Source organism: Variovorax sp. P4_B11 (genome assembly GCF_056402355.1).
In genome coordinates, this window is the sequence record NZ_JBFUHO010000038.1 from 52,750 (window position 1) to 73,066 (window position 20,317).

Consider the following 20,317-nt stretch of genomic DNA (forward strand, 5'->3'; position numbering starts at 1 on the left):
AAATGGCTGCCAGCGGAAGGCGGCGGACACCGGTCCCGGGTCAACCGGGGATAGAGGGGACCTCGATGAAGACGAAGATTCACGCCTTGATGGCCTCTTTCGTTGTCGCGTCCGTCGCCCTGATGGGCGCCATGGGCAGCGCAAGAGCAGCTGACGAGTGGTTCGTGCTCGGCGAGCAGACGATCAAGTCCACCGATCCAAGCGCGGCGATCAAGAGCGCAGGGAGTCGATGGGACAAGGACGTCAAGCAGGTGAAGCTCTCTGTCGAGGGCGCCGACGTGCAGATCACAACGCTCGTCCTCAACTGGGACAATCGCAGAGACGACACGTTGAAGGATGTCGGGATCCTGAAGTCAGGGGGACAGACCGCTCCGGCAGATGCTCCGGGGCGCAAGGGGCGCCTCACGTCGGTGACGGTCCAGTACAAGATCCTTGGCAATGCACCGACGGCCACCCTCAAGGTCTGGGGATTGGACTGAGCGGGCCGTGACCATCGACCAGAGCACCCGCCCAAGCTCCCACCGGTGTGGACCGGCGCGCCGTGGTCGGCCTCCGGGCGCCAGTCGTCATGTCCAAGGGTTCACCTGACGACGAAGGGAGCGTCCCATACCTGCACGTCCACCAACTCCCACTCCTGATTGGCAGCGTTGGGTGCGCTGAATCTGGCAATACAGTCCCAGGCCTGTAAGCTGGCACCTTGTTCGGGCAGGCCGGGAAGGTGACCGTTCGCCGCATCCAGGCATCGCCGCCCGCGATCGTGATAGTTCTCCAGGACCATGCGGCGTCCAACGCCGCACTGAATTCGGGTGGGGCATTCTGCCGCCGTCATGACCACGGCCCGCACCCTCCACATCTGAGAAGCGTCTCCACTGCACGTATCCTGGACTATCGCTGCACCGGATCGAAAGCCGTTGGTCTTCAGGCATTTGCCTGAGTGCTTCGCCCGTAGCAGGAACCACTGCTCTTGCAATGGCTCCGGATTGCCGGGACGAGGTAGCCATTGGACGCTGAACTGCTGGCTCGGGCCACCGTCGTTCGGCCAAAGGACAACCGGAGCACCATCGTCGGTCCGGTGCGCAAGGACATCGGCCATCATGCGGGTGCCCGAATTGACGATGTAGAAGTATGGGACGTCGGCAGAAGCCGCCTGAGGCAATGCGGCGAGCGCGGCCATGGCCCACAGGGTCAATGAGACAACGCGTCGAGTCTTGGAACTGCGAAACGCACCACGATCAGCATTCATTGCAACCTCCGTCGCGACGCGGGCTGAATCGATGCCCCAACCACTGCGACACCGCCTGCTCCGCTGGTTCCGGAACGGCGAGACTGAACCAATTGCCTCCGAGCGTCAATAACCGGGTACGGGCGATGGCTCGGGCGCCGTGTCCAGCGCGACCGGCACGCGTCGAGCGCGCGGTACTGCAGGTATCCGGCAGATCCGCTGAATTGACAATCGTCAACGTGGCGGCCGTGGAGCGGCGGAAAATTCTCGGCTTGGCTCGGAGTCCATTCATCCCCAAGGAGTACAGATGAAACTCGGAAGACTCGTACTACCCGTGCTGGCCCTGATGCTGACCGCCCCAGTCGTTGACGCACAAACTGCCCCGGCGGCCACGGCCACGGCCCCGCCGCCCGCCGCCAATCCCGTCGATCCGGCTTCGATCCAGGCGCTCAAGGACATGGGCGCCTTCTTGCAGACGCTTGATCGCTTCCGGGCATCGACTCAGCTGACGGGCGAGCGCGTTCTGAGCGACGGCCAGAAACTGATGCACACGGCATCGGCAACGGTCGATGCGGAGCGTCCGAACAGGCTGCGCGCCCGCATGTGGAGCGTTCGCTCCGAGCGCGAGATCTTCTATGACGGCAAGACGGTCGCGCTCTACGTTCCCGCGCAGAAGTACTACTCGACCGTCGAGTTCTCCGAGCCCAACAGCGTCCTCGTAGGCAAGCTGGAAGAGCGGTACGGCGTCGAGATCCCGATGTCCGACCTGTTCACGTGGGGCACCCCGGCAGCGCCGGTCGACAAGATCGAATCGGCGATGAATGCCGGGCAGGACTTCATCGGGAACAGCCTCTGCGACCACTACGCCTTTCGCCAGGGAAGTTTCGATTGGCAGATCTGGATCACGACGGGCAGCAAGCCCTTGCCTCGCAAGCTCGTGATCACCAACCGCGGCGACGAGGAGCGACCGCAATCGATCACCCTCATGGAATGGAATCTGACGCCGGCCTTCAACGAAGCGACGTTCAGGTTCACCCCCCCCAAGGGGGCGACCCGTATCGAAATTGTTCCGGTGAAAGCCAAGTAGGGGAGCGCCACCATGAATGGATCACTCAGCAAGATGCTCGCGGCGCCTCTGGCCGTTCTGGTCTTGGTCAGCTTCGCGTGGACCCCTGTGGCCGAGGCCGCGGGCGATCGCGGCGGCGGGGGCGGCGGGGGCCGCGGGGGTGGCGGTGGCGGTGGAGGCGCTCGCGCGAATGCCGCGGGAGGTGGTGGCGGCGCTCGCGCTGGGGGCGGCGGTGGTGCTGCGGCTGCCGGTGGAGGCAGGCAGGCCGCGCAGGTCAACAACAGCAGGGCCGACGCGCGGACCAATGACGTCCGCAGTTCCAGCGCGAACAATGTCAACAGCAACCGCAATACCAACGTCAACGCCAGCCGGAACACCAACGTCAACGCCAACCGGAATGTCAACGTCAATGTCAGCGGCAACAACAATTGCTGCGGCGGATGGGACAACGACTACCATCCGGTCGCGGGCGCGGTGGCCGTCGGCGCCGCGGTGGCCGTGACTTCGGCCGTGGTGGGTTCGATGGTGAATTCCGTGCCGGCCAACTGTGTGCCGGTCAACTACGGCGGCATGGTGTACCAGCAATGCGGCAGCCAGTGGTACCAGCCGCAGGGAGCGCAATACGTGGTGGTCAATCCACCCTACTGACCTGCTCGCTTGGCGACCGGCGTCTTCAACTCGGTGGGGCGCCTTGTGCCTTGGCCATCACGGCCTGGCGAACCAGGCCGATGTGCTCGCGCAGCGTGTAGGCTTCGCTGGCATAGCTCAATGGGGCGCGGATCCGGGCGGCAGCCTGCTCGATCCGTCCCAGGTCGCCCAGCCATTGCTCGACGGGCAAGGCGCCGGTGCGTGTCCTGACATCGCGTTCGAGCAGCGCCAACTCTCCGTACCAGCGGTAGATGCGCGACCGCGCGCGCCAGCGGAACAGCCGTGGCAGAAGATTGGTCAAGGGAATGATCACGAACAGCACGGGCACCAGCAGCACGATCAGGCGTTCGAGGTAGGCCGCGAGGGTGAACGGCAGGTAGCGGTGAAGGACGCTGGGCCCGAAGCGGTGGTGGCGATTCGCATCGGCCGACACGGGCAGGTCCACCATCGCCGTGTTCGGAAACTCGTCGTCCGCTTCGAAATAGCCCTGCTTGCCATGCAATTCGCGCCCGGCTTCGAAGAGCAGGTTGATGATCGCCGGCGACAACCCGTCGCGCGAAACCAGCATCGCCTTGGTGCCGATCAGCTTCACGTCCTGCTCCGGAATGTGCTGCGCGAGATCGATCGTTCCCGCCGGCAGGGTCAACTTGGTGATGAATGGAAACTTGCGAGGATAGGCGTCCGCGCGTGCCAGGCTCATGAGCTTCAAGTCCGGGTCGTGCAAGGCCTGCCAGATCGCCGGGAACTGTGCGGGCCCGACCAGGAACGCGGCGTCGACCTGTCCCGCCTGCAACGCGCGCAGGGCCTCCAGATTGACCAGGGGCACCAGATCGGCGTTGAAGCGGGTGATGTCGTTCGCCGCGAGCAAGGGCTCCATGAACGCGCGCACGCCGCTGTCCGAAGAGCCCACGGCGAGCCGCCTGTGGCGAAGTTCATCGAATTGCTGGTGGACGGCGTTGTCACGATAGAAGATCCACAGCGGTTCGTAGTACAGGGCGGCAAGCATGACCAGCGTCTCGCGGTCGGCCGGGCGCACCACACCGCCATGCACGAAGGCCACATCCACGCCGGACTTGGGATCCCGCAGCAAGCGCTCGTTCTCGTCCGCACCGCCCGTCATGCGTTCCTCGACCCTCACACCGTCGCGTGCCAGGATTTCCTTGTAGCGCTGCGCGTATTGGTGGTACATGCCGTCTGGCAGGCCGGACGCGAGAACGATGCGGCTTGGAATCGCGCTTTGCAGCACCCAGGCGCCAAGAAAGGCAAGGGCTATGCTGGCCGCCACGAGCACGGTCCAGCGCACATGTTCGTGTCGCGCTCCGACAGGAAAATCACCGAGTCGCATACGGCGTCGAGTGTCCCGGCAAGGCTTGGGGCCGGCCCGCGAACGCATCCTTGGCCGACACGACATTGCCGCCGTCCGGTTGGGAGGCTGCGTCCCCGGGAGAGCTGTCGGGTCTCATTGTGCGCACGCTGACCGTTCCTGAGCCAGCATCCTGCCACATCACAAGAGTTCCGGAAGCCGAACTGTTGAGAGTTGTCAAGTCGAAGAGAGAACATCGCAGGAAAATTCCTGCGTCGTCTACTTTCGAAGGTCGACCCATGGCAACGCTCTCCCAACCTGATCTCGTACGCGAAACGCGGATGTCCAGGAAGCTGATGGATGTATTCATCCGGGCCGGCCTGGTATTGGCCCTGACCCTGCTGTGTTACCGGATCTTCTCGCCCTTCATCTCCATGATGGCCTGGGCCGTGATCCTGGCGGTGACGATGTACCCGGGCCATCAGGCGCTGGCCCGTCGACTCGGTGGAAAACAGGGGCTGGCGGCCACGTTGCTGGTGCTGGCCGGCATCACGCTGATCGTGGCGCCCACGGCCGTGGTGCTGGGCTCGCTGGGCGATTCGGTCCATCAGACCGTCGTCAACATGCGCGACGACGACGTGAAGATTCCTCCACCGCCGCCCGGCGTGAAGGAGTGGCCCATCGTTGGCAAGGAAGTGAACAGCGTCTGGTCGTTGGCCAGCAGGGACTTGCCATCGGTGCTCAAGAAGTTGCAGCCACAGCTCGCGGAACTGGCCGCCAAGGCGCTGGAGATGGTGGCCAGCATGGCGGGGTCGGTGCTGCTTTTCGTGTTCTCCTTCATCATCGCAGGCATCATCATGGCCTTCGGAGAGTCGGGCTCCGAGGCCGCGAGGTCCATCCTCGGGCGCATCGCGGGCACCCGGCGGGGCGAGGAGTTCGCCGATCTGGCGACCCAAACCATTCGTGCGGTGGCCCTGGGCGTGGTGGGCGTGGCCTTCATCCAGGCCATGGTCGTGGGCATCGTCCTGATCATCGCCGGCATTCCCTTTGCCGGCGTGCTGGCGATCATCGTGCTGGTGCTGGGCATTGCGCAGGTGCCAGCGCTCCTGGTCACCGTGCCGGTCATCGCCTACATCTGGCTGAGCGGGGCGTTCGAAACCGTGCCCGCCGTGGTCTACAGCGTGCTCCTCGTGATCTCCGGCATGCTCGACAACGTCCTGAAGCCGCTCTTGCTGGGCCGGGGCGTGGATGCCCCCATGCCGGTGGTCCTGATCGGTGCGTTGGGCGGCCTGGCGGGCGCCGGCATCCTGGGCATGTTCGTGGGTGCCGCCGCGCTGAGCCTGGGCTATCAGATCCTCATGCGGTGGGTGGCGACCGATCCGGATGTCGTCGAGACGGAGACCGATTCACCGACGGCAACCTGAGCCGATGCGCGCGATGCCTTCGAAGGGATCGAGGGTGCGAGTGATGGCCTTGGCCGGCGCGGCCGCGATGCTCGGGGGGTGCACCACGGTGGGCCCCGATTTCGAACGGCCACGGGTGCCCTGGCTGTCCGGTTGGTCGGGCGGTTCGCTCGAAGCCCTCGCCGCCGATCCGCGGCGCCCGCGCAATGGCTTGCTGCAGGCGTGGTGGCGCAACTTCGACGACCCCGTGCTCGACCAGCTCGTCGCCGAGGCGCAGCGCGTCAATCCCAGCGTGCGGATCGCCGGCATGCGCATCATGGAGGCACGGGCCCAGCTCGGCATTGCCGACAGCACGCGCTATCCGCAGGTGCAGCAGGTGACCGGCGAGGTGCTCGGCGTGGGCGAGCAGCGTTCAGGCGGGCGCGACACCAGTGCCGTGACTGCCAATGCCGCGCTGAGGGTGAGCTGGGAGCTCGACTTCTGGGGCAAGTTCAGGCGCAGCATCGAGTCGGCGGACGCCGCCTATCTCGCCAGCATCGCCCAGTACGACGACATGCAGGTGCTGATGGCGGCCCAGGTCGCCGGCCTGTACAGCTCGATCCGCACGGTGGAACTGCGGCTGCGGATCTCGCGCGAGAACGCCGAGCTGCAAAGGCGCAGCCTGCAGATCACGGAGCTGCATTTCAAGAGCGGCAACGAGTCCGAGCTGGACGTCCAGCAGGCCAAGGCCCAGTACCTGGGCACCCTCTCGACCGTGCCCCAGCTGGAAATCGTCCTGCGCCAGACCCAGAACGCATTGAGCATCCTGCTGGCCCGCCCCCCGGGCCCCTTGCCCGAGATGGAGGAGGGGAAGGAACGGATCCCGCAGGCCGGCCTGGACGTCATCGTCGACCTGCCGGCCGAACTGCTGCGACGCCGTCCGGACGTGCGGGCGGCGGAAATGCAGCTGGCGGCGCAGTCCGCCCTGATCGGCGTGAGCGTGGCGGACCTCTATCCCTCCATCTCGCTGCTGGGCTCGTTGGGCCTGTCGGCCACGTCGGTCTCGGGATCGTCACAGGTCCTGAGTGGGGCCATCGGACCCGGCCTGGTGTGGAACGTGTTCGACCATGGACGGCTGACCAACACCGTGCTGCTGCAGGACGCGAGGTTCCAGCAATTCTATGAGCAGTACCAGGACACGGTGCTGCGGGCGGCGCGCGAGATCGATGATGCGTCGGTCGGCTTTGCCAAGACCGGCGAGCAGATCGCGCTGCTGGCCGACGCAGTGAAGGCCGCGCAGCGTTCGCTGGAAATCGCCGACAGGCAGTACAACGAAGGCTTGATCGACTTCCAGCGCGTGCTCGACTCGCAGCGGACGCTCTTCAGCGAGCAGGACCAGCTGGTCGCCAGCCGCGGCAGCCTGTCGCAGAGCCTGATCGCCATCTACAAGGCCATGGGTGGCGGTTGGGAGGCGGCCCGCAGCCGGCCCGTGCTCGACGATGCGACGCAGGAGACCATGGGCCGGCGCAGCGACTGGAAAGGGCTGCTGGCAGTCCCGCTGCCGCCGCCCGGCGCCGATGCGCTGCCCACTCCGGAAGGGACAAGACAATGAGCGAAGCCGCCATGCAGCCCACGCAGCCGCCGCCCGAGACCGGCAAGGGCGCCCGCATCGGCGCGATCGTCGTGCTGGTGCTCATCGTCGCCAGCCTGGCCTGGTACTTCGTGTCGGATCGCCTGACGCCCTATACATCGCAGGCCCGGGTGCAGGCCTTCGTGGTGCCGGTGGCGGCGGAGGTGTCGGGCCGGGTGCTGAAGGTGCACGTCAAGAACAACGACAGCGTGCAGCGCGGACAGCAGCTCTTCGCGATCGACCCCGAGCAATACCGGATCGCACTGCAACGCAGCCGCTCCGACTACGAGTCGGTTCGGCGCTCGGTCAATGCGTCGGTGGCTTCGGTGGACGCAGCCCAGGCCTCGCTGCGGGCGGCCGCGGCCAATTATGTCTATGCCCAGCAGGATGCCACGCGACTGGAGCAGATCTTCGCGGAAGACCCTGGTGCGATTTCCATCCGCCGGGTCCAGAGCGCACAGGCCAGCCGGGTCAAGGCACTCAGCCAGGAGCAGGCCGCCAGGGTGGACCTGATCCGCGCCCGGGAAGCCGCGGGCGACAGCGGCGACAGGAACGCGCAGCTGATCAGTGCCCGCTCGGCCGTCGAAAAGGCCGAACTGGACATGCAGCGCACGGAGGTGATCGCACCCGCCGGCGGCCTCGTGACCGACCTGCGCACCGACGTCGGGCAGTTCGTGCAGGCCGGCGCGCCGGTCATGACGCTGGTCACCATTCACGACCTCTGGATCAGCGCCGACATGACCGAGAACAACCTGGGCAACATCGAGCCCGGCGACGCGGTGGCGATCGTGCTCGATGTCATGCCGGGCAAGGTCCTGAAGGGCCGGGTGCGCAGCGTCGGCAGCGGGGTCGCCAGCGGGCAGCCGGCGCAGCCCGGGACGCTGCCGACGATCGACAACAGCCGCGATTGGCTGCGCCAGGCGCAGCGCTTTCCGGTGGCGATCGAATTCGATCCGTCCGAGCGTGAGCAGCTGCGCGCCGTGCGGGTCGGGGGACAGGCCGAGGTGCTGGTCTACACCGGCGAGCATGGACTGATGAACTGGCTGGGAACGGCCTTCATCCACATGATGAGCATGCTGTCCTATGTCTACTGAGCGGCGCCGAATGGGAAGGGCCGACAAGGCCGTGCTGCGGCTGGCCATCGGCCTGGGTCTCGCGGTGCTGGTCGCCTACGGCCTGGCGCTGAAGGCGCCCTACGCAGTGTGCGTGGTGGCCGTGCTGATCCTGTGCAAGCCGGGTCCGCCGATCCCGCTCTTCAAGGGCATCGTCTTCGCCCTCGTCGTCGCCGCTCTGATGATGGCCGGTGTGCTGGTGGTCCCGGTCCTCGAAAACTACGCGCTGGCCGGCGTGCTGCTGACAGGGGCGCTGCTCTACGCGGTGTTCTACGCAGGCGTGCGCAATGCCAACCCGCTGACGACGATCCTGGTGATGGCCATCACCTTGATTCCGGTCATTGGGGTGGTGGCGCAGGCCTTGGCCTTCCAGATCGGCGTGACCCTCGCGGTGGGGCTTTGCATCGGCGTGCTGGTCAGCGGCGCTTCGCACGCTCTCTTCCCCGACCTCCCCGTGCCCGCCGGCGAAAAGGCTGCACCGGAGGTCCCCACCCGGGAGTCGGCGAGCTGGACCGCCTTGCGCGCCGTCGTGGTCGTCATGCCGGTCTTCGTGCTGGCGTTGACCAACCCCTCCTTCTATGTTGCAGCCATCATGAAGTCGGTGGCGCTGGGTCAGCAGGCCGGCGCCACGAACACCCGTTCGGCCGGACAGGAGCTCGTGGGGTCCACGCTCATGGGCGCAGTGATCGCCGGATGCCTCTGGTTCGGCCTTTCGCTGCGCCCCAACCTGTGGATGCTGATGCTGTGGATGGCCGCAGCCGCGTTGTGGGCCGGGGCGCGGCTGTTCCGGGTCCGGCCCGGTTCGTTGCCGCCATCGTTCTGGGTCCAGTCCCTGGTGACCATGCTGCTCCTGCTGGGGCCGGCCATCGAGGACAGCGCCGGCGGCAAGGATGTGCTCAAGGCATCGGCCATGCGCGTCGCCTTGTTCGTCGCCGTGGCGTTCTATGCCTGGGCGACGGTGTGGGCGCTGGAACACTGGCGAGCCACCAGATCCGAAGCGCTGTTTTACAGACAAGGCTGAACGGAGGAATCACACCATGCTGACCAATCTGGCGATCGGGCTGCCGACCATCCTGCTGTGCCTGGTGCTGCAGGCGGTCTTCACGTTCTGGAGTGTTCGCTACTACTCCCACCAATCGCACCGCGAGGCCATCATCGCGGGGCCCTTTGTTCAGATTCGCTCGCTCCTGGTCGTCATGATCGTGCTGATACTGGGCAACTTCCTTCAGATCATGATCTGGGGATTGCTGTTCATGGCGCTGGGCGAGTTCAGCGAGCTGTACGAGGCGGTGTACCACTCTGCAGTGAACTTCAGTTCGCTGGGCTACGGTGATGTGGTGATGACCAAGCCCTGGAAGCTGCTGGGCCCGCTCGAGGCTGCAAACGGGGTGCTGATGTTCGGCCTGACCGGCGCCGCGTTGATGGCGGTCCTGCAACAGATGATCAAGGCTCAAGCTGAAAAGAGCGGAACAGCGTAGTCGCGCCCGGCTTCTCGCCCTTCGCATTCATTGCCGTTGCCTATGCATGCATGCGCATCGGCAAATCAAGTCGACAGGCGCAACTGGTTTCGGACGATCGAACACAGCATCGGCCGGCTTTCGCAACGGCGTGGCGGATCCCGCCGCCAGCTCAAAGCTGGATCTGATCGAGCAGGCCGAAGTGCCCGCCGGCCCACAATGGATACGCGCCTACACGGATTCGAGGCGTCGATGAAGCAGTTTGCTCGACTCAGCGCTCAGGACTTTTAGGACGGCCTGACGGGCTCTTGTCTTACACGGGGCTTCAGCCGGATTGGGTGAACATTTGGGATTGCGCTGCATGTCTTGCCGTGTGCTGATGTGCTTTATTTGTCGTGGGTGCCGGTATGGCGTCCTTGCGGCGTCCACCCTCAGGTATGCGACATGATCCAACGCAGTTCCACCAGCGAAGAGTCCGCCTCTTCTTGAATCCCGAATTGTCGGCACTCCGGTAACCCGAAGCCAAGTCGGCCCATGGCGACGCAGCGCGCGCCGGCTCGTGCAGCCCCGTCGCCTGGGCTTGGGACCGGCGCACATCCTCGAAGTGCAAGCGCAAGCACTGAGCGACCTCCAAGGGGTTGCGCTTTGTTTCAACGTCTTGCAGACCCACAGCTTGTTTCGTTTGTAAAGCAAAGGAGCTACCTATTGGCATATGAATTGCACTTCTTCGAGGCGCGGGCCTCACGCCCCACCAGCGTGCCACCGCAAACGGAGAGCGGTCTTTGGAACTGTGCACTCGAATTGCTCGGGCGCTCCACAGCGATTGAACGAAAGGCGAATAGATGAGCACGACCCTACAGGTTTCGCAGCCCGGGGATCCCGCGCATGCCGGTTCAAGCGGGGCCATCAGTCGCCTCCGGCGCGGCGCTGGCGATTCGATCGTTCCGCGCCTTGCCGGCTATGCGCTGCTCGCCTTCGTGCTGTGGCTGATGGGCTCGACCTTGCTCGTGCCCATGATTTCCTCTCGCGCAACGCGCGCCGTGCTGCAAGCGCCCGTCACGCTCATCACGTCACCGGTCAGCGGGGTCGTCACGCAAATGGCGGTGCATCCGCTCGATACGGTCGAGCCGGGCAGACTGGTCGCGACAGTGCAGAACCCCACCCTCAATCGCGAGATCCTCACCACGCTCACCACGCAGCGCCTCGCTCTGCAAAGCCAGGTGTCGCAGCTCGCGAATCAGCTTGGTGCAGACAACGACGAGCTGGCTTTCGTCGAGCAGCAGGTCAAGTTGTACCGCAATGCGTCGATTGCCCAGACACGTGATGCGTGGCAGATCGCGCGGCGGCAACGCGAGGTGGCGGAAACCGCGGTCGCGGAGCAGGAACTCAAGGTTCGCCACACCGCTGCCATGCTCGACCAGGGCGCGATCAGCCCGCAGACGATGGCCACCGCGCAAGCGCAGTTGAGCACCTCGCGCGCAAACGCCGCCGTCGCGGAGCAGGCCTACAACGGACTGGGCAAGAGCGTGGCGAGCGCGAGCCAGGGCGCGTTCGTCGCTGCGGGCAGCGGCAACGTGATCCAGTCGCTGGTGAGCCGGCGCGAAACCTTGTTTTCCAGTGTCGAGCGCGCGCAGCGAGACCGCGAAGTGATGAGCAAGCAGCTTCAGCAAGTCACGGTTCTCGAAGACGATGAACGTCGCCGCGTCGAAAAGCTGGCCGCCTACGAGATCAAGGCAACGCAGGGCGGGCAGGTGCGCACCGTTCTCTTGTCCCAAGGCACTTTCGTGCCCGAAGGCGCCACGCTGGTGCGCATGACCGATTGCAGCCGGGTCGAAGTGGTCGCGGTGTTTCCGCCGCGGTTGGCGAAGCGCCTCAACATCGGTTCCTCGCTCGGCGTCACGTTGGACGACACCCGCGCAGTGCTGCCGGCGCGCGTGATGCAACTGCTGCCTGTGGCATCGGAAGAAGTGCTCAGCAGCTACAGCGTGCCCTTTCCGTATGCGGAGCAAGGCTCGGTCTACGCGGTGGCCCAGATCGAGGGCTTGGCGTCGGCTCCGCTCTTGCAGAACAGCTTGTGCTCGCCAGGCAAGGTGGTCACGGCCGAACTGACGTCCTGATCGATTCGCGGTGACGCGACGACTGGAAAACACCCCATGGAATCTTCAGTGTTCTATTTGCGGAACGCACGCTGGCGCTGCGCATCGGCTTGCGCATCGTTGCTCATCGCCTTGATGGCGGCGACCCCGTGCGGGGCCGGTCCGGCAACCAGCGAAGCGCAACAGGCCCTGGCCCGGCAAAGTTGCCAGGGCTTGCGCGGCGCAGCAGCGTTTGATCAGCACGGCGATGCCTCGAGCCCGCTCTTCCTTGCGAGCTATCGGCTCGGTGACTCCAGGCCGGGCCTTCCTCCGATCGCGCCCGCGCTGAGGGATGTCGCCTTCGTGTACGACAACGCACTGGCCGGCATCGCGCTGCTGGCCTGCGGCGACACGGCATCGGCCAAACGCATCGCCGACGCCATCGTCCTGGCGGTCGAGCGCGATCCGCACGCGGCGGACGGACGCGTGCGCAACGCCTACCGCAGTGGACCGGTGCACGACGGCAAGCCCGTGCTGCCGGGCTACTGGGATGCCGGGAAGAATCAGTGGATCGCCGACGCCTATCAGGTCAGCACCGCCACCGGCAACGTCGCGTGGGCGGCGTTGCTGTTGCTGAACGTCAATCAGGCGGCGCCGACGCCCCGCTACCTGGAGACCGCCACCCGATTGCTCGCCTGGACGGAGCAGCGCACGCGCGCGGTCGTCGACCCCGATGGCTACGACGGCGGCTGGTACGGATGGGACGATGCGCAACGTGCCCAGACGTGGAAGTCCACCGAGCACAACATTGATATCGCCATGGCGGCCGCCTGGGCCGCGCGGCTGACAGGACGCCCGGAACAAGCGCGGCAGGGCCGCATCGCACTGGCCTTCGTCTCGCGCATGTGGAGTCCTGCCGAGCAGCGTTTCTTCATCGGCACGAAAGCCGATGGCGCGAGCATCGCCACCGACGGCTCCGGGCTGGACGCGCAACTGTGGCCCTTGCTGGCGGGACCCGAGGGCCACTGCGCCTGGCAGCCGGCACTGGCCTGGGTCGAGCGCAACCACCGAAGCGGTGCGGGCTACGGCTTCTCGCGGCAACCCGACGGCATCTGGACCGAAGGCAGCGCGCAGGCTGCCGCGACCCTGGTGGCACGCAAGGGCGCTGCACCCGAAGCACTGTGGCAACTGCTCGCCGCGCAGCGCGCGGACAACGGCCTCTACGACGCCACGCCCAACCCGCGCATCTCCACCGGTCTGGCGATCGGGCCGGACTCGGCCGGCGCGGACTTCTTCTACTACCGGTGGCCCCATCTGGGCGCCACCGCGTGGATCGCTCTGGCCGCCACGGGCTGGAATCCCTTCACCGGAAAAGCCGTCGTCGCAGGAGCCCCGCCATGTCCGACTTGATCGATACGCCTGAATTCAGGATCAACCTCATCGTCGCGGGGCTGGCGCTGATCATGATCTTCGGGGCGCGGGCCGACCGCCTTTCGCATCGCACGCTGTTCGGCGCGCTGACCGCGCTGGTGCTCGCGCGCTACGTGGTGTGGCGCCTGACCGAAACGCTGCCGCCGGCCGACCTCGGTTTCGGCACGCTGTACGCGTGGATGTTCCTGGCGTTCGAGATGGTGTCGATCGTCTGCACGCTGATGTCGATCCAGATCCTGACGGGCCGCCGCGAAAACCACGCCATGGCCGATCGAGGCGAGGCCGAGCTGCGGCGGCGCGGGACCGATGTGCCGGCCGTGGACGTCTTCATCTGCACGTACAACGAGGAGCTCGGCGTGCTCGAGAAAACCATCATCGCTGCCCAGGCCATCGACTATCCGCGCGTGAATGTGTGGGTGCTCGACGACACGCGGCGCGACTGGTTGCGCGACCACTGCGCGCGCAAGGGCGTGCACTACGCACGCCGGCCGGACAATCAGCACGCGAAGGCCGGCAACCTCAACAACGGGCTGCGCCTGTCGGCCGCGACAACCAACGCGCCGTACATCCTCGTGCTCGACGCGGACTTCGCGCCGCACCGCAACATTGTGTACCGCGTGCTGGGCCTGTTCGACGAGCCGAAGGTGGGGCTGGTGCAGACGCCGCAGTTCTATTACAACGCCGACCCGATCCAGCACAACCTGCGCGCCACCGACAGCTGGGTCGACGAACAACGCGTGTTCTTCGATGTGCTGCAGCCCGCCAAGGACGCTGTGGATGCGGCGTTCTGCGTCGGCACCTCGTTCATCGTACGGCGCGACGTGATCACCGATGCGGGAGGCTTCCCGACCGGCAGCGTGTGCGAAGACATCTACACGTCATACACGCTGCTGCGTCATGGCTGGGTCACGCGCTGGCTCAACGAGCGCTTGTCGAACGGCCTCTCCGCCGAAAGCATCATCGACTACGTCAACCAGCGCAGCCGCTGGTGCCTCGGCACCATCCAGGTGGCGTTCCTGCGCGATGGACCGTTGCGCGGCAAGGGCTACAGCCTGACGGCGCGCATGCACTTCGTGCACGGCTTGCTTCACTGGGCCAGCAAACCGTTCATGCTGCTGATCCTCGCGGCGCCCGCGCTTTACTGGTACAGCGGATTTTCCGCGTTCTATGCGACGCCGCAGGCCTTCGCGGCCTATGGGCTGCCGCCGCTGATGATGTTCTGGAGCTACAGCTACTGGATCAGCCAGCGCCGTTCCCTGCCGGTATTCACCGAAGTGACGCAGATTGTCGCGGCGATGGCGGTGACCCGCACCATCGCTGGCGCGTTGCTGCGTCCCTTCGGCCGGCCATTCAAGGTCACGGCCAAAGGGCTCGATCGCTCGAAAACGGTGGTGCACTGGAACCTGGTCGCGTTGTTCGGCGGGCTCATCGTGGCGATGGAGATGGGCGCACTGAAGGCGATCGGCAGCTCGTTGAGCAACTCCGACGTGCTCAACCTGATCTGGACCATCGCCGCCACCATTTACTGCCTCGCGGCGCTGATCGCGTGCGTGGACCGACCACGTCCCGATCAGGAGGAGCGGTTCCCGTGCGATGCCCTGACCAACATACGCAGTTCGGCCGGCGTCGGCGCCGCGCGCTTCGTCAACATCGCCATGGACGGCGCGCTGCTGCAGGACAGTGCCTTGCTCAGGCGCCTTCCCATCGGGGACCCGCTGGACATTCATGTGGCGCAGGTCGGCTGGATTCCTGCATGGGTGGCCGACCGGACGGAGGCTGGCGCGGAGCTGCGCTTCATCGACGACGAAGCCATGCACGACCGGCTCATCCGCCATGTGTTCACCGTGCTGCCCAGTCACGTCGCCACGCAGGTCAGCCCGGGCCGTGCGGCACTGGCCTTCATGACCAGCGCGGGCTGGCGCTGGCCCCGCATGGCTTCGCGGCCGTTCCGGGCCGTCGCGGTGTCGGTTCCGGTCTTGGTCGTGGCGGTGATCGGCCTGCTGTTGCTGGGCGGCTGTAGCCTGACGCCGCCGCTCAAGGCCGCGGATGTCGAAGTGCCGGCGCAATGGCCAGTCGGCACAACCGGTGCTGCGTCGGCGCCTGTTGCGTGGCGGGCCTTCGTGCTGGACGACGAACTTCGCGGCCTGATCGCGACCGCGCTGGCGCAGAACCGCGACCTGCGCGTCTACGCCGCGAAGGCCCGCGAGGCCCGCGCAGCTTTCTCGGGCACTCGTTCGACGCTGTTTCCGGAAATCGGTGTCGGCGGCTTTGCCGAGCGCGGCAACATGGCTACGTCGCTGAGCTCGACCGGTGTGATCACCAGCAACCAACCGGGCGGTCGCGTCGGCAATAGCTATGGCGTCCAGGCGGGCGTCACGGCCTACGAGCTCGACTTCTTCGGTCGCATCGACGCCAGCGTGCAGCAGGCCGGCTCGCAGGCGCAGGCCAGCGCCCGCGACTACGCGGCCGCGCAGATGAACCTGGTGGGAGAGGTCTCCAATGCCTACCTCACCCTGCGGGCCGATCGCGCGCTGCTGGCCTTGTCCGAGGCCGACGAGACCTCTCAGACGGACAGCACCAACATGATGACGCGTGCCCGCTCGGTGGGCGGCGCCGCGGACCTGGATGTCTACCGCTCGCAATCGCTGGTGCAGCGTGCCAAGGTGCAGCGTGAAGAATTCCGGATCCGCGTCGGGCAGGACCTGCAGTGGTTGAACGTGCTGGTCGGGCAACCCGTGTCACCGACGACCGGCACGCAACACCCCTGGCCCGACCGCTCCGTCGCAGAGGTTCCCGCGGGGCTGCCAGCCAGTTTGCTGCAGCGCCGGCCGGACCTGTTGGCGGCCTATGCCCGGGTCGAGGCCGCCAATGCCGGCGTCGGTGCCGCCAAGGCCGCGCTCCTGCCGAGCTTCTCGTTGACTGCGGTGGGTGGCGGCCTCACCAGCGAGTTCTCCAACCTGCTCGGCAGCGGCAACCGCAGCTGGGCCGGGGTGCTCGGCGTGTCGTTGCCCATCTTCGACTGGGGGCGCCGGTCCGCCAACCTCACTGCCAACGAAGAGCGGCTCGCCGCCGCGATGGCGACCTATGAGCACGCGGTACAGCAGGCGTTCCGCGAAACAGCCGATGCGTTGATTGCGGACAGCCACCTGCGTCCGCAGCTCGAAGCGCAGCAGGCACGGGTGCAGTCTCTGGACAAGGTGGCCTCGATTTCGCGGGCGCGCTTTCGCAGCGGCATGGAGGACTATTTCGCCAGCCTGGATTCGCAGCGCGAGCTCTACAACGAGCAGAGGCAGTGGATTGAATTGCAGCTCAAGCAGGCGGTGAACACGGTGAACCTCTACAAGGCGCTGGGCGGCGGCTGGACCGATGCGGAGGTCAAGACTTCCTCGCGGTAAGCCGATCGGCGCAGCCGCATCAGTCGCACTCGTGCAGGGTGCCCACACCAACAAACCTGGCTGAGACCTGAAGACGAAGAGCGTTCTCTCGCACTTCAGACGCTGATGCCTTGGGGCTGGCGGCCCTGTGCTATGAAAATGGTCGCCAACTCGAAAACGCAGTATCTGGCGGTCGCGCTGAACAATCCCGAAACGGTTCGAGGAAGCACAGCAGCGGGCATCAACCAGTCCATGGCTCGAAAAATGCATGGCCTCCTCTCATGAAGACATTCATTCGGCTTGCTGAGGTCTGGGTACCGTCAGACGACGAAAGCTTGTTGGAATTGGCTGGCTCGAACGCGCTGCGAGGAGTGCGCGCGTGATCAGTGATATTTCTTTCCTGCAGTGAACCGCTGCAGAAGCTATTCGGCCAGAACGCGACATGACCAAGGTGCACCGCGGCTCAACCGTACGTGCACCAATTTGATACGTCTACAAAGGAGAACGATGAACCGGCGAACCATGATCGGGTGGATGGGCAGCCTCACGCTGCTGACCGTGAGTAACAACTTTGCGCAGGTCGTCGATCTGAACGACGCGATCAACAAGGCGGGGCGTCAGCGCATGTTGTCGCAGCGCGTCGCCAAGGCCTACCTGGCGGCCGGCCAGGGCGTGGCCACCCAGCGCGCAGACGAGATCTTGGCCGCCTCGATGGCCCTCTTCGAGCGCCAGCTCGTGGAACTCAAAGCGTTCGCCCCGACACCCGACGTCAAGGCGACGTACGGTGAGCTTGAGACGATCTGGAACGCCTACAAGGCCATGCTTGTCGGCCAGGCGCCGGTGCGCGAAAACGCAACGGCGCTGATCGATCTCGATGGCAAGGTGCTGGCGTTGGCAAACAAAGGCACCTCGCAGCTTGAACAGGTGTCCGGCAAGCCTCTGGGCCGGCTCGTCAACATCGCGGGGCGTCAACGCATGTTGTCGCAGCGGGTGGCGAAGTTCTATCTGGCAATGGCTTGGAAGGTCCCTCTGCCCAACGCCCAGGTCGAGCTGGACAAGGCGCGCGCCGAGTTCGTGTCCGCGCTTGACGTGCTCGCCAATGCGCCCGAGGCGACGACGGCCATCAAGCAGGAGATCGAGCTCGCGCGGAATCAATGGGTGTTCTATACGGCGGCGCTTGCGCAACGGGGTGCCGAGACCGCCTCGCCGGAGCGCAGCGCGAACGTGTTCGCGTCCAGCGAAAACATTCTGGTTGTCATGGACAAGGTGACCAGCATGTACAGCCGATTGACGACCTGACCTGTGAGGCTGGCCGATGCCAGCTTTGAACACCACGGGCACCAGGTCACGATCAACGTCTGGCCAACCGGCGGGCGCTGGAGTTGGTCGTACCAGATCGATGCACATCGTGGCGACTTACGAAGAAACCCGCCACGCAGGGCGGGTTTCAGGGCGATGCGGGAGGAAGGGGCGAACCCCGGTCGCCCGGCTCGTAACAGGGCTGCGCCGACGGATGCGGATAGCGCGTTTGGGCCCACGGCGGCTGTACGCTTGACCCCCGAAGCGGCGCGCCTGGGGATCAGCGCCGGGCGCCTTTTAAATCAAACGCCGAAAGCCGGTCAATTGGTGGGGGCTTGCTTCTTGGCCGCCGCCTTGGCATCGCGCGTGTCGACCTTGGCCTGTCCCGCACTCGCGGCCTTGCCGCCGCTGGCCTCAGGATTGATTTCGGCACTCTTGGCTTCGTCGCCCATCGGCTTCTTCACCATGCCCTGGGCCTTGGCGTTGGCCTTGTTCTGGCCTGCCGCGGCAGCCTTTCCGCCGCTGGCCTCAGGATTGAGTTCGGGGCTGTTGACTTGGTCGCCAGCCGGCTTCTTCACATTGCCTTGGGGGCGAGCTTCCACCTTGGTTTGGGCGCGGTTTTGTGCCTTGCTGTTCGTCACGGGTTGTTGCTCCGACGATGTCCCCGCCGGATTTTGCGCATAGGCGCCTGCTGCGAACAGGCCGGTAATCATGACTGCGAGAAGTTTGCTCATGGATGTCCTTGGAAGTTGGTCGATTCGCCTCGCCATCAGCAGATGGTCAGACCACAACGATGGTGTTCGCCCCATCGTTGACAGGGATTCGCGACGGCGGCGCAGTGCTCGGCGGACGGTCGCCGGCATCGAGGAACCGCCCGTGTCCTCGTGGGTGTCGAAGCTTCCTCTGCCAGCGCCGGAGGCCATCCATTTCGCCACGATGGAACCAGCGTCAGGTTTTGTTCAGGAATGAGGTCCACGATGAGTCCTTCCTCAATGGACCTTGAAGAAGAAGGTCTTGCCCGCTTCGGCGGGCTTTTTCATGGGGCGATCGGCGGACGGCCGCCGGCATCGAGGCCCCACTCTCAGTGAGCGGGTTGCCGAAGCGGCCTCTACCAGCGCCAGCGGACCATCTGGACCAAGGGTACGCCCTGTTTGTTATGGCTGTGTGTCCCCGACGTTCGGCACCTCGCTGATCGCGGGCTTTTTTCATGGGCGCTCAGCCGCCTTAGCCAGCGTCCAGATCGTCGCGCCGATGCATAGTAGAACCTCGAGGTCGATCTGGTAGTTCTCGCTGTGCACGTCCAAGCGGTCGATCAAGACTGCGATGCGCGAGATCGCCTCGTCGGCTGGAAGCGCACCGCCTGCCTCTGCGCTGGCTGGCCATTTCCCCAACCAGGCGGCCGCTGAAGAAGGTCTGGATCGTCGCCTCAAGGCTTGGCTTGAGGACTATGAAAAACATCTTCGCCCCGCGGGCGACGATCATGTTCCCTATGACTCGTGACTCGAAGCGCCCGCTTACTTGGCTCCCGGCATGTCAGGCGTACCGCCTTGCTTGGCCGGCGTCCGGTTCGGACGGCGGGCATCGCGGGTATCGACGCGCGCCTCGCCGGCTGCTGCCGCCTTGCCGGAGCCAACCGGATTGAGCTCTTCCGAATTTGCCGTGTCGCCGACAGGCTTCTTGACCTTGCCCTGCGGCCGCGCATCGACCTTGGATTGGGCGCGGTTTTGTGCCTTGCTGTTCGTGACGGGTTGTTGCTCCGACGATGTCCCCGCCGGATTTTGCGCATAGGCGCCTGCGGCGAACAGGCCGGCGATCATGACTGCGAGAAGTTTGCTCATGGATGTCCTTGGGAGTTGATCGATTCGCCTCGCCATCGGCAGAGGTCAGAGCACAACGATCCCCCAGGGCCCATCGTTGACAGGGGATTCACGCATGGTGGGCGCAGCATAGGCCGCAGCGCCGCAGGCATGCAATCCAACCGATGGCGGATGCTGCGGCGCAAAGCGAGGTCGCCGAACCCCGGGTTTTCCATTAATCAATCCACTTGATTTATTAACTTGGCGAATCCAAACTCTGTTGCCCGTCCTCAATACTTTCTGGCAAACAGGAGACAACCCGATGTTCAAGCTCACCCTCGCCGCCGCCCTGGCCTCCGCCGCTGTGCTGGCCGCCCCTGTCCCGGCCCAGGCCGCCGAGCCCGTGATCGGCCTGATCACCAAGACCGAGACCAACCCCTTCTTCGTCAAGATGAAGGAAGGCGCCACCGCCGAGGCCAAGGCCAAGGGCGCCAAGCTGCTGTCGGGCGCGGGCAAGACCGA

17 protein-coding genes and 1 pseudogene are annotated in these 20,317 nt (G+C 65.4%); 14 read left to right on the plus strand and 4 right to left on the minus strand.

What is annotated here, in order from left to right; translation table 11 throughout:
* The first annotated feature begins 65 nt into the window (after window positions 1-65).
* Window positions 66-479 carry a hypothetical protein gene (locus AC1DYD_RS27400; protein ID WP_478175904.1) on the plus strand — a complete coding sequence of 138 codons (414 nt, stop codon included), beginning with the start codon at window positions 66-68 and terminating at the stop codon, window positions 477-479.
* Window positions 480-580: 101 nt separating this feature from the next.
* Here AC1DYD_RS27400 and AC1DYD_RS27405 read toward each other — a convergent pair whose 3' ends face one another.
* On the minus strand, window positions 581-1,243 hold the full coding sequence (locus AC1DYD_RS27405; protein ID WP_478175905.1) for an RICIN domain-containing protein: 663 nt from the start codon (window positions 1,241-1,243) through the stop codon (window positions 581-583).
* A gap of 313 nt (window positions 1,244-1,556) precedes the next feature.
* Here AC1DYD_RS27405 and AC1DYD_RS27410 point away from each other — a divergent pair, with 313 nt between their 5' ends.
* Together AC1DYD_RS27410 and AC1DYD_RS27415 are read left to right on the plus strand one after the other, a co-directional pair.
* Entirely contained in the window at window positions 1,557-2,309 is a 753-nt protein-coding gene (locus AC1DYD_RS27410) for a DUF2092 domain-containing protein (RefSeq protein ID WP_478175906.1), read from the plus strand.
* Window positions 2,310-2,321: 12 nt separating this feature from the next.
* The gene (locus AC1DYD_RS27415; protein ID WP_478175907.1) at window positions 2,322-2,936 is read left to right on the plus strand and encodes a hypothetical protein; all 615 of its coding nucleotides are present in this window, start codon (window positions 2,322-2,324) and stop codon (window positions 2,934-2,936) included.
* 25 nt (window positions 2,937-2,961) lie between these two features.
* Here AC1DYD_RS27415 and AC1DYD_RS27420 read toward each other — a convergent pair whose 3' ends face one another.
* Window positions 2,962-4,221, minus strand: a complete 1,260-nt coding sequence (locus AC1DYD_RS27420) for a TAXI family TRAP transporter solute-binding subunit (protein ID WP_478175908.1) — start codon at window positions 4,219-4,221, stop codon at window positions 2,962-2,964.
* A 110-nt stretch (window positions 4,222-4,331) separates the two neighbouring features.
* Between AC1DYD_RS27420 and AC1DYD_RS27425 the strand changes: the two genes are divergently transcribed.
* The 9 genes from AC1DYD_RS27425 to AC1DYD_RS27465 all read left to right on the plus strand — a co-directional run bounded on the left by AC1DYD_RS27425 (window position 4,332) and on the right by AC1DYD_RS27465 (window position 17,999).
* Window positions 4,332-5,663: an AI-2E family transporter gene (locus tag AC1DYD_RS27425; RefSeq protein WP_478175909.1), complete on the plus strand. Its 1,332-nt coding sequence runs from the start codon at window positions 4,332-4,334 to the stop codon at window positions 5,661-5,663.
* A gap of 43 nt (window positions 5,664-5,706) precedes the next feature.
* Window positions 5,707-7,233 (plus strand): efflux transporter outer membrane subunit, encoded by a 1,527-nt coding sequence (locus tag AC1DYD_RS27430; protein ID WP_478175922.1) that lies wholly within the window; start codon window positions 5,707-5,709, stop codon window positions 7,231-7,233.
* Window positions 7,230-8,345 (plus strand): HlyD family secretion protein, encoded by a 1,116-nt coding sequence (locus AC1DYD_RS27435; RefSeq protein WP_478175910.1) that lies wholly within the window; start codon window positions 7,230-7,232, stop codon window positions 8,343-8,345. The genes AC1DYD_RS27430 and AC1DYD_RS27435 overlap by 4 nt, the downstream gene beginning before the upstream one ends.
* A 10-nt stretch (window positions 8,346-8,355) precedes the next feature.
* A complete protein-coding gene (locus AC1DYD_RS27440; RefSeq protein ID WP_478175911.1) occupies window positions 8,356-9,384 on the plus strand; it encodes a DUF2955 domain-containing protein in 1,029 nt (342 codons plus the stop codon).
* A gap of 16 nt (window positions 9,385-9,400) precedes the next feature.
* Complete coding sequence (locus tag AC1DYD_RS27445) at window positions 9,401-9,841, plus strand: ion channel (RefSeq protein WP_478175912.1); 441 nt, start codon at window positions 9,401-9,403, stop codon at window positions 9,839-9,841.
* Between the two features lie 821 nt (window positions 9,842-10,662).
* Complete coding sequence (locus AC1DYD_RS27450) at window positions 10,663-11,937, plus strand: HlyD family secretion protein (RefSeq protein ID WP_478175913.1); 1,275 nt, start codon at window positions 10,663-10,665, stop codon at window positions 11,935-11,937.
* Between the two features lie 36 nt (window positions 11,938-11,973).
* Window positions 11,974-13,305 (plus strand): hypothetical protein, encoded by a 1,332-nt coding sequence (locus AC1DYD_RS27455; RefSeq protein WP_478175914.1) that lies wholly within the window; start codon window positions 11,974-11,976, stop codon window positions 13,303-13,305.
* The gene (locus tag AC1DYD_RS27460; protein WP_478175915.1) at window positions 13,293-16,721 is read left to right on the plus strand and encodes an efflux transporter outer membrane subunit; all 3,429 of its coding nucleotides are present in this window, start codon (window positions 13,293-13,295) and stop codon (window positions 16,719-16,721) included. The genes AC1DYD_RS27455 and AC1DYD_RS27460 overlap by 13 nt, the downstream gene beginning before the upstream one ends.
* A gap of 486 nt (window positions 16,722-17,207) precedes the next feature.
* The gene (locus AC1DYD_RS27465; RefSeq protein ID WP_478175916.1) at window positions 17,208-17,999 is read left to right on the plus strand and encodes a type IV pili methyl-accepting chemotaxis transducer N-terminal domain-containing protein; all 792 of its coding nucleotides are present in this window, start codon (window positions 17,208-17,210) and stop codon (window positions 17,997-17,999) included.
* A gap of 320 nt (window positions 18,000-18,319) precedes the next feature.
* Here AC1DYD_RS27465 and AC1DYD_RS27470 read toward each other — a convergent pair whose 3' ends face one another.
* Window positions 18,320-18,733, minus strand: coding sequence for a cell envelope biogenesis protein TolA (locus tag AC1DYD_RS27470; protein ID WP_478175917.1), 414 nt, complete (start codon window positions 18,731-18,733; stop codon window positions 18,320-18,322).
* A gap of 589 nt (window positions 18,734-19,322) precedes the next feature.
* On the opposite strand from AC1DYD_RS27470, the gene AC1DYD_RS27475 reads away from it, so the two are divergent.
* Entirely contained in the window at window positions 19,323-19,499 is a 177-nt protein-coding gene (locus AC1DYD_RS27475) for a hypothetical protein (protein ID WP_478175918.1), read from the plus strand.
* Window positions 19,500-19,513: 14 nt separating this feature from the next.
* On the opposite strand, the gene AC1DYD_RS27480 is transcribed toward AC1DYD_RS27475, so the two are convergent.
* Entirely contained in the window at window positions 19,514-19,837 is a 324-nt protein-coding gene (locus AC1DYD_RS27480) for a cell envelope biogenesis protein TolA (protein ID WP_478175919.1), read from the minus strand.
* A gap of 280 nt (window positions 19,838-20,117) precedes the next feature.
* On the opposite strand from AC1DYD_RS27480, the pseudogene AC1DYD_RS27485 reads away from it, so the two are divergent.
* Window positions 20,118-20,317, plus strand: a pseudogene (locus AC1DYD_RS27485) (sugar ABC transporter substrate-binding protein); the annotation flags it as partial.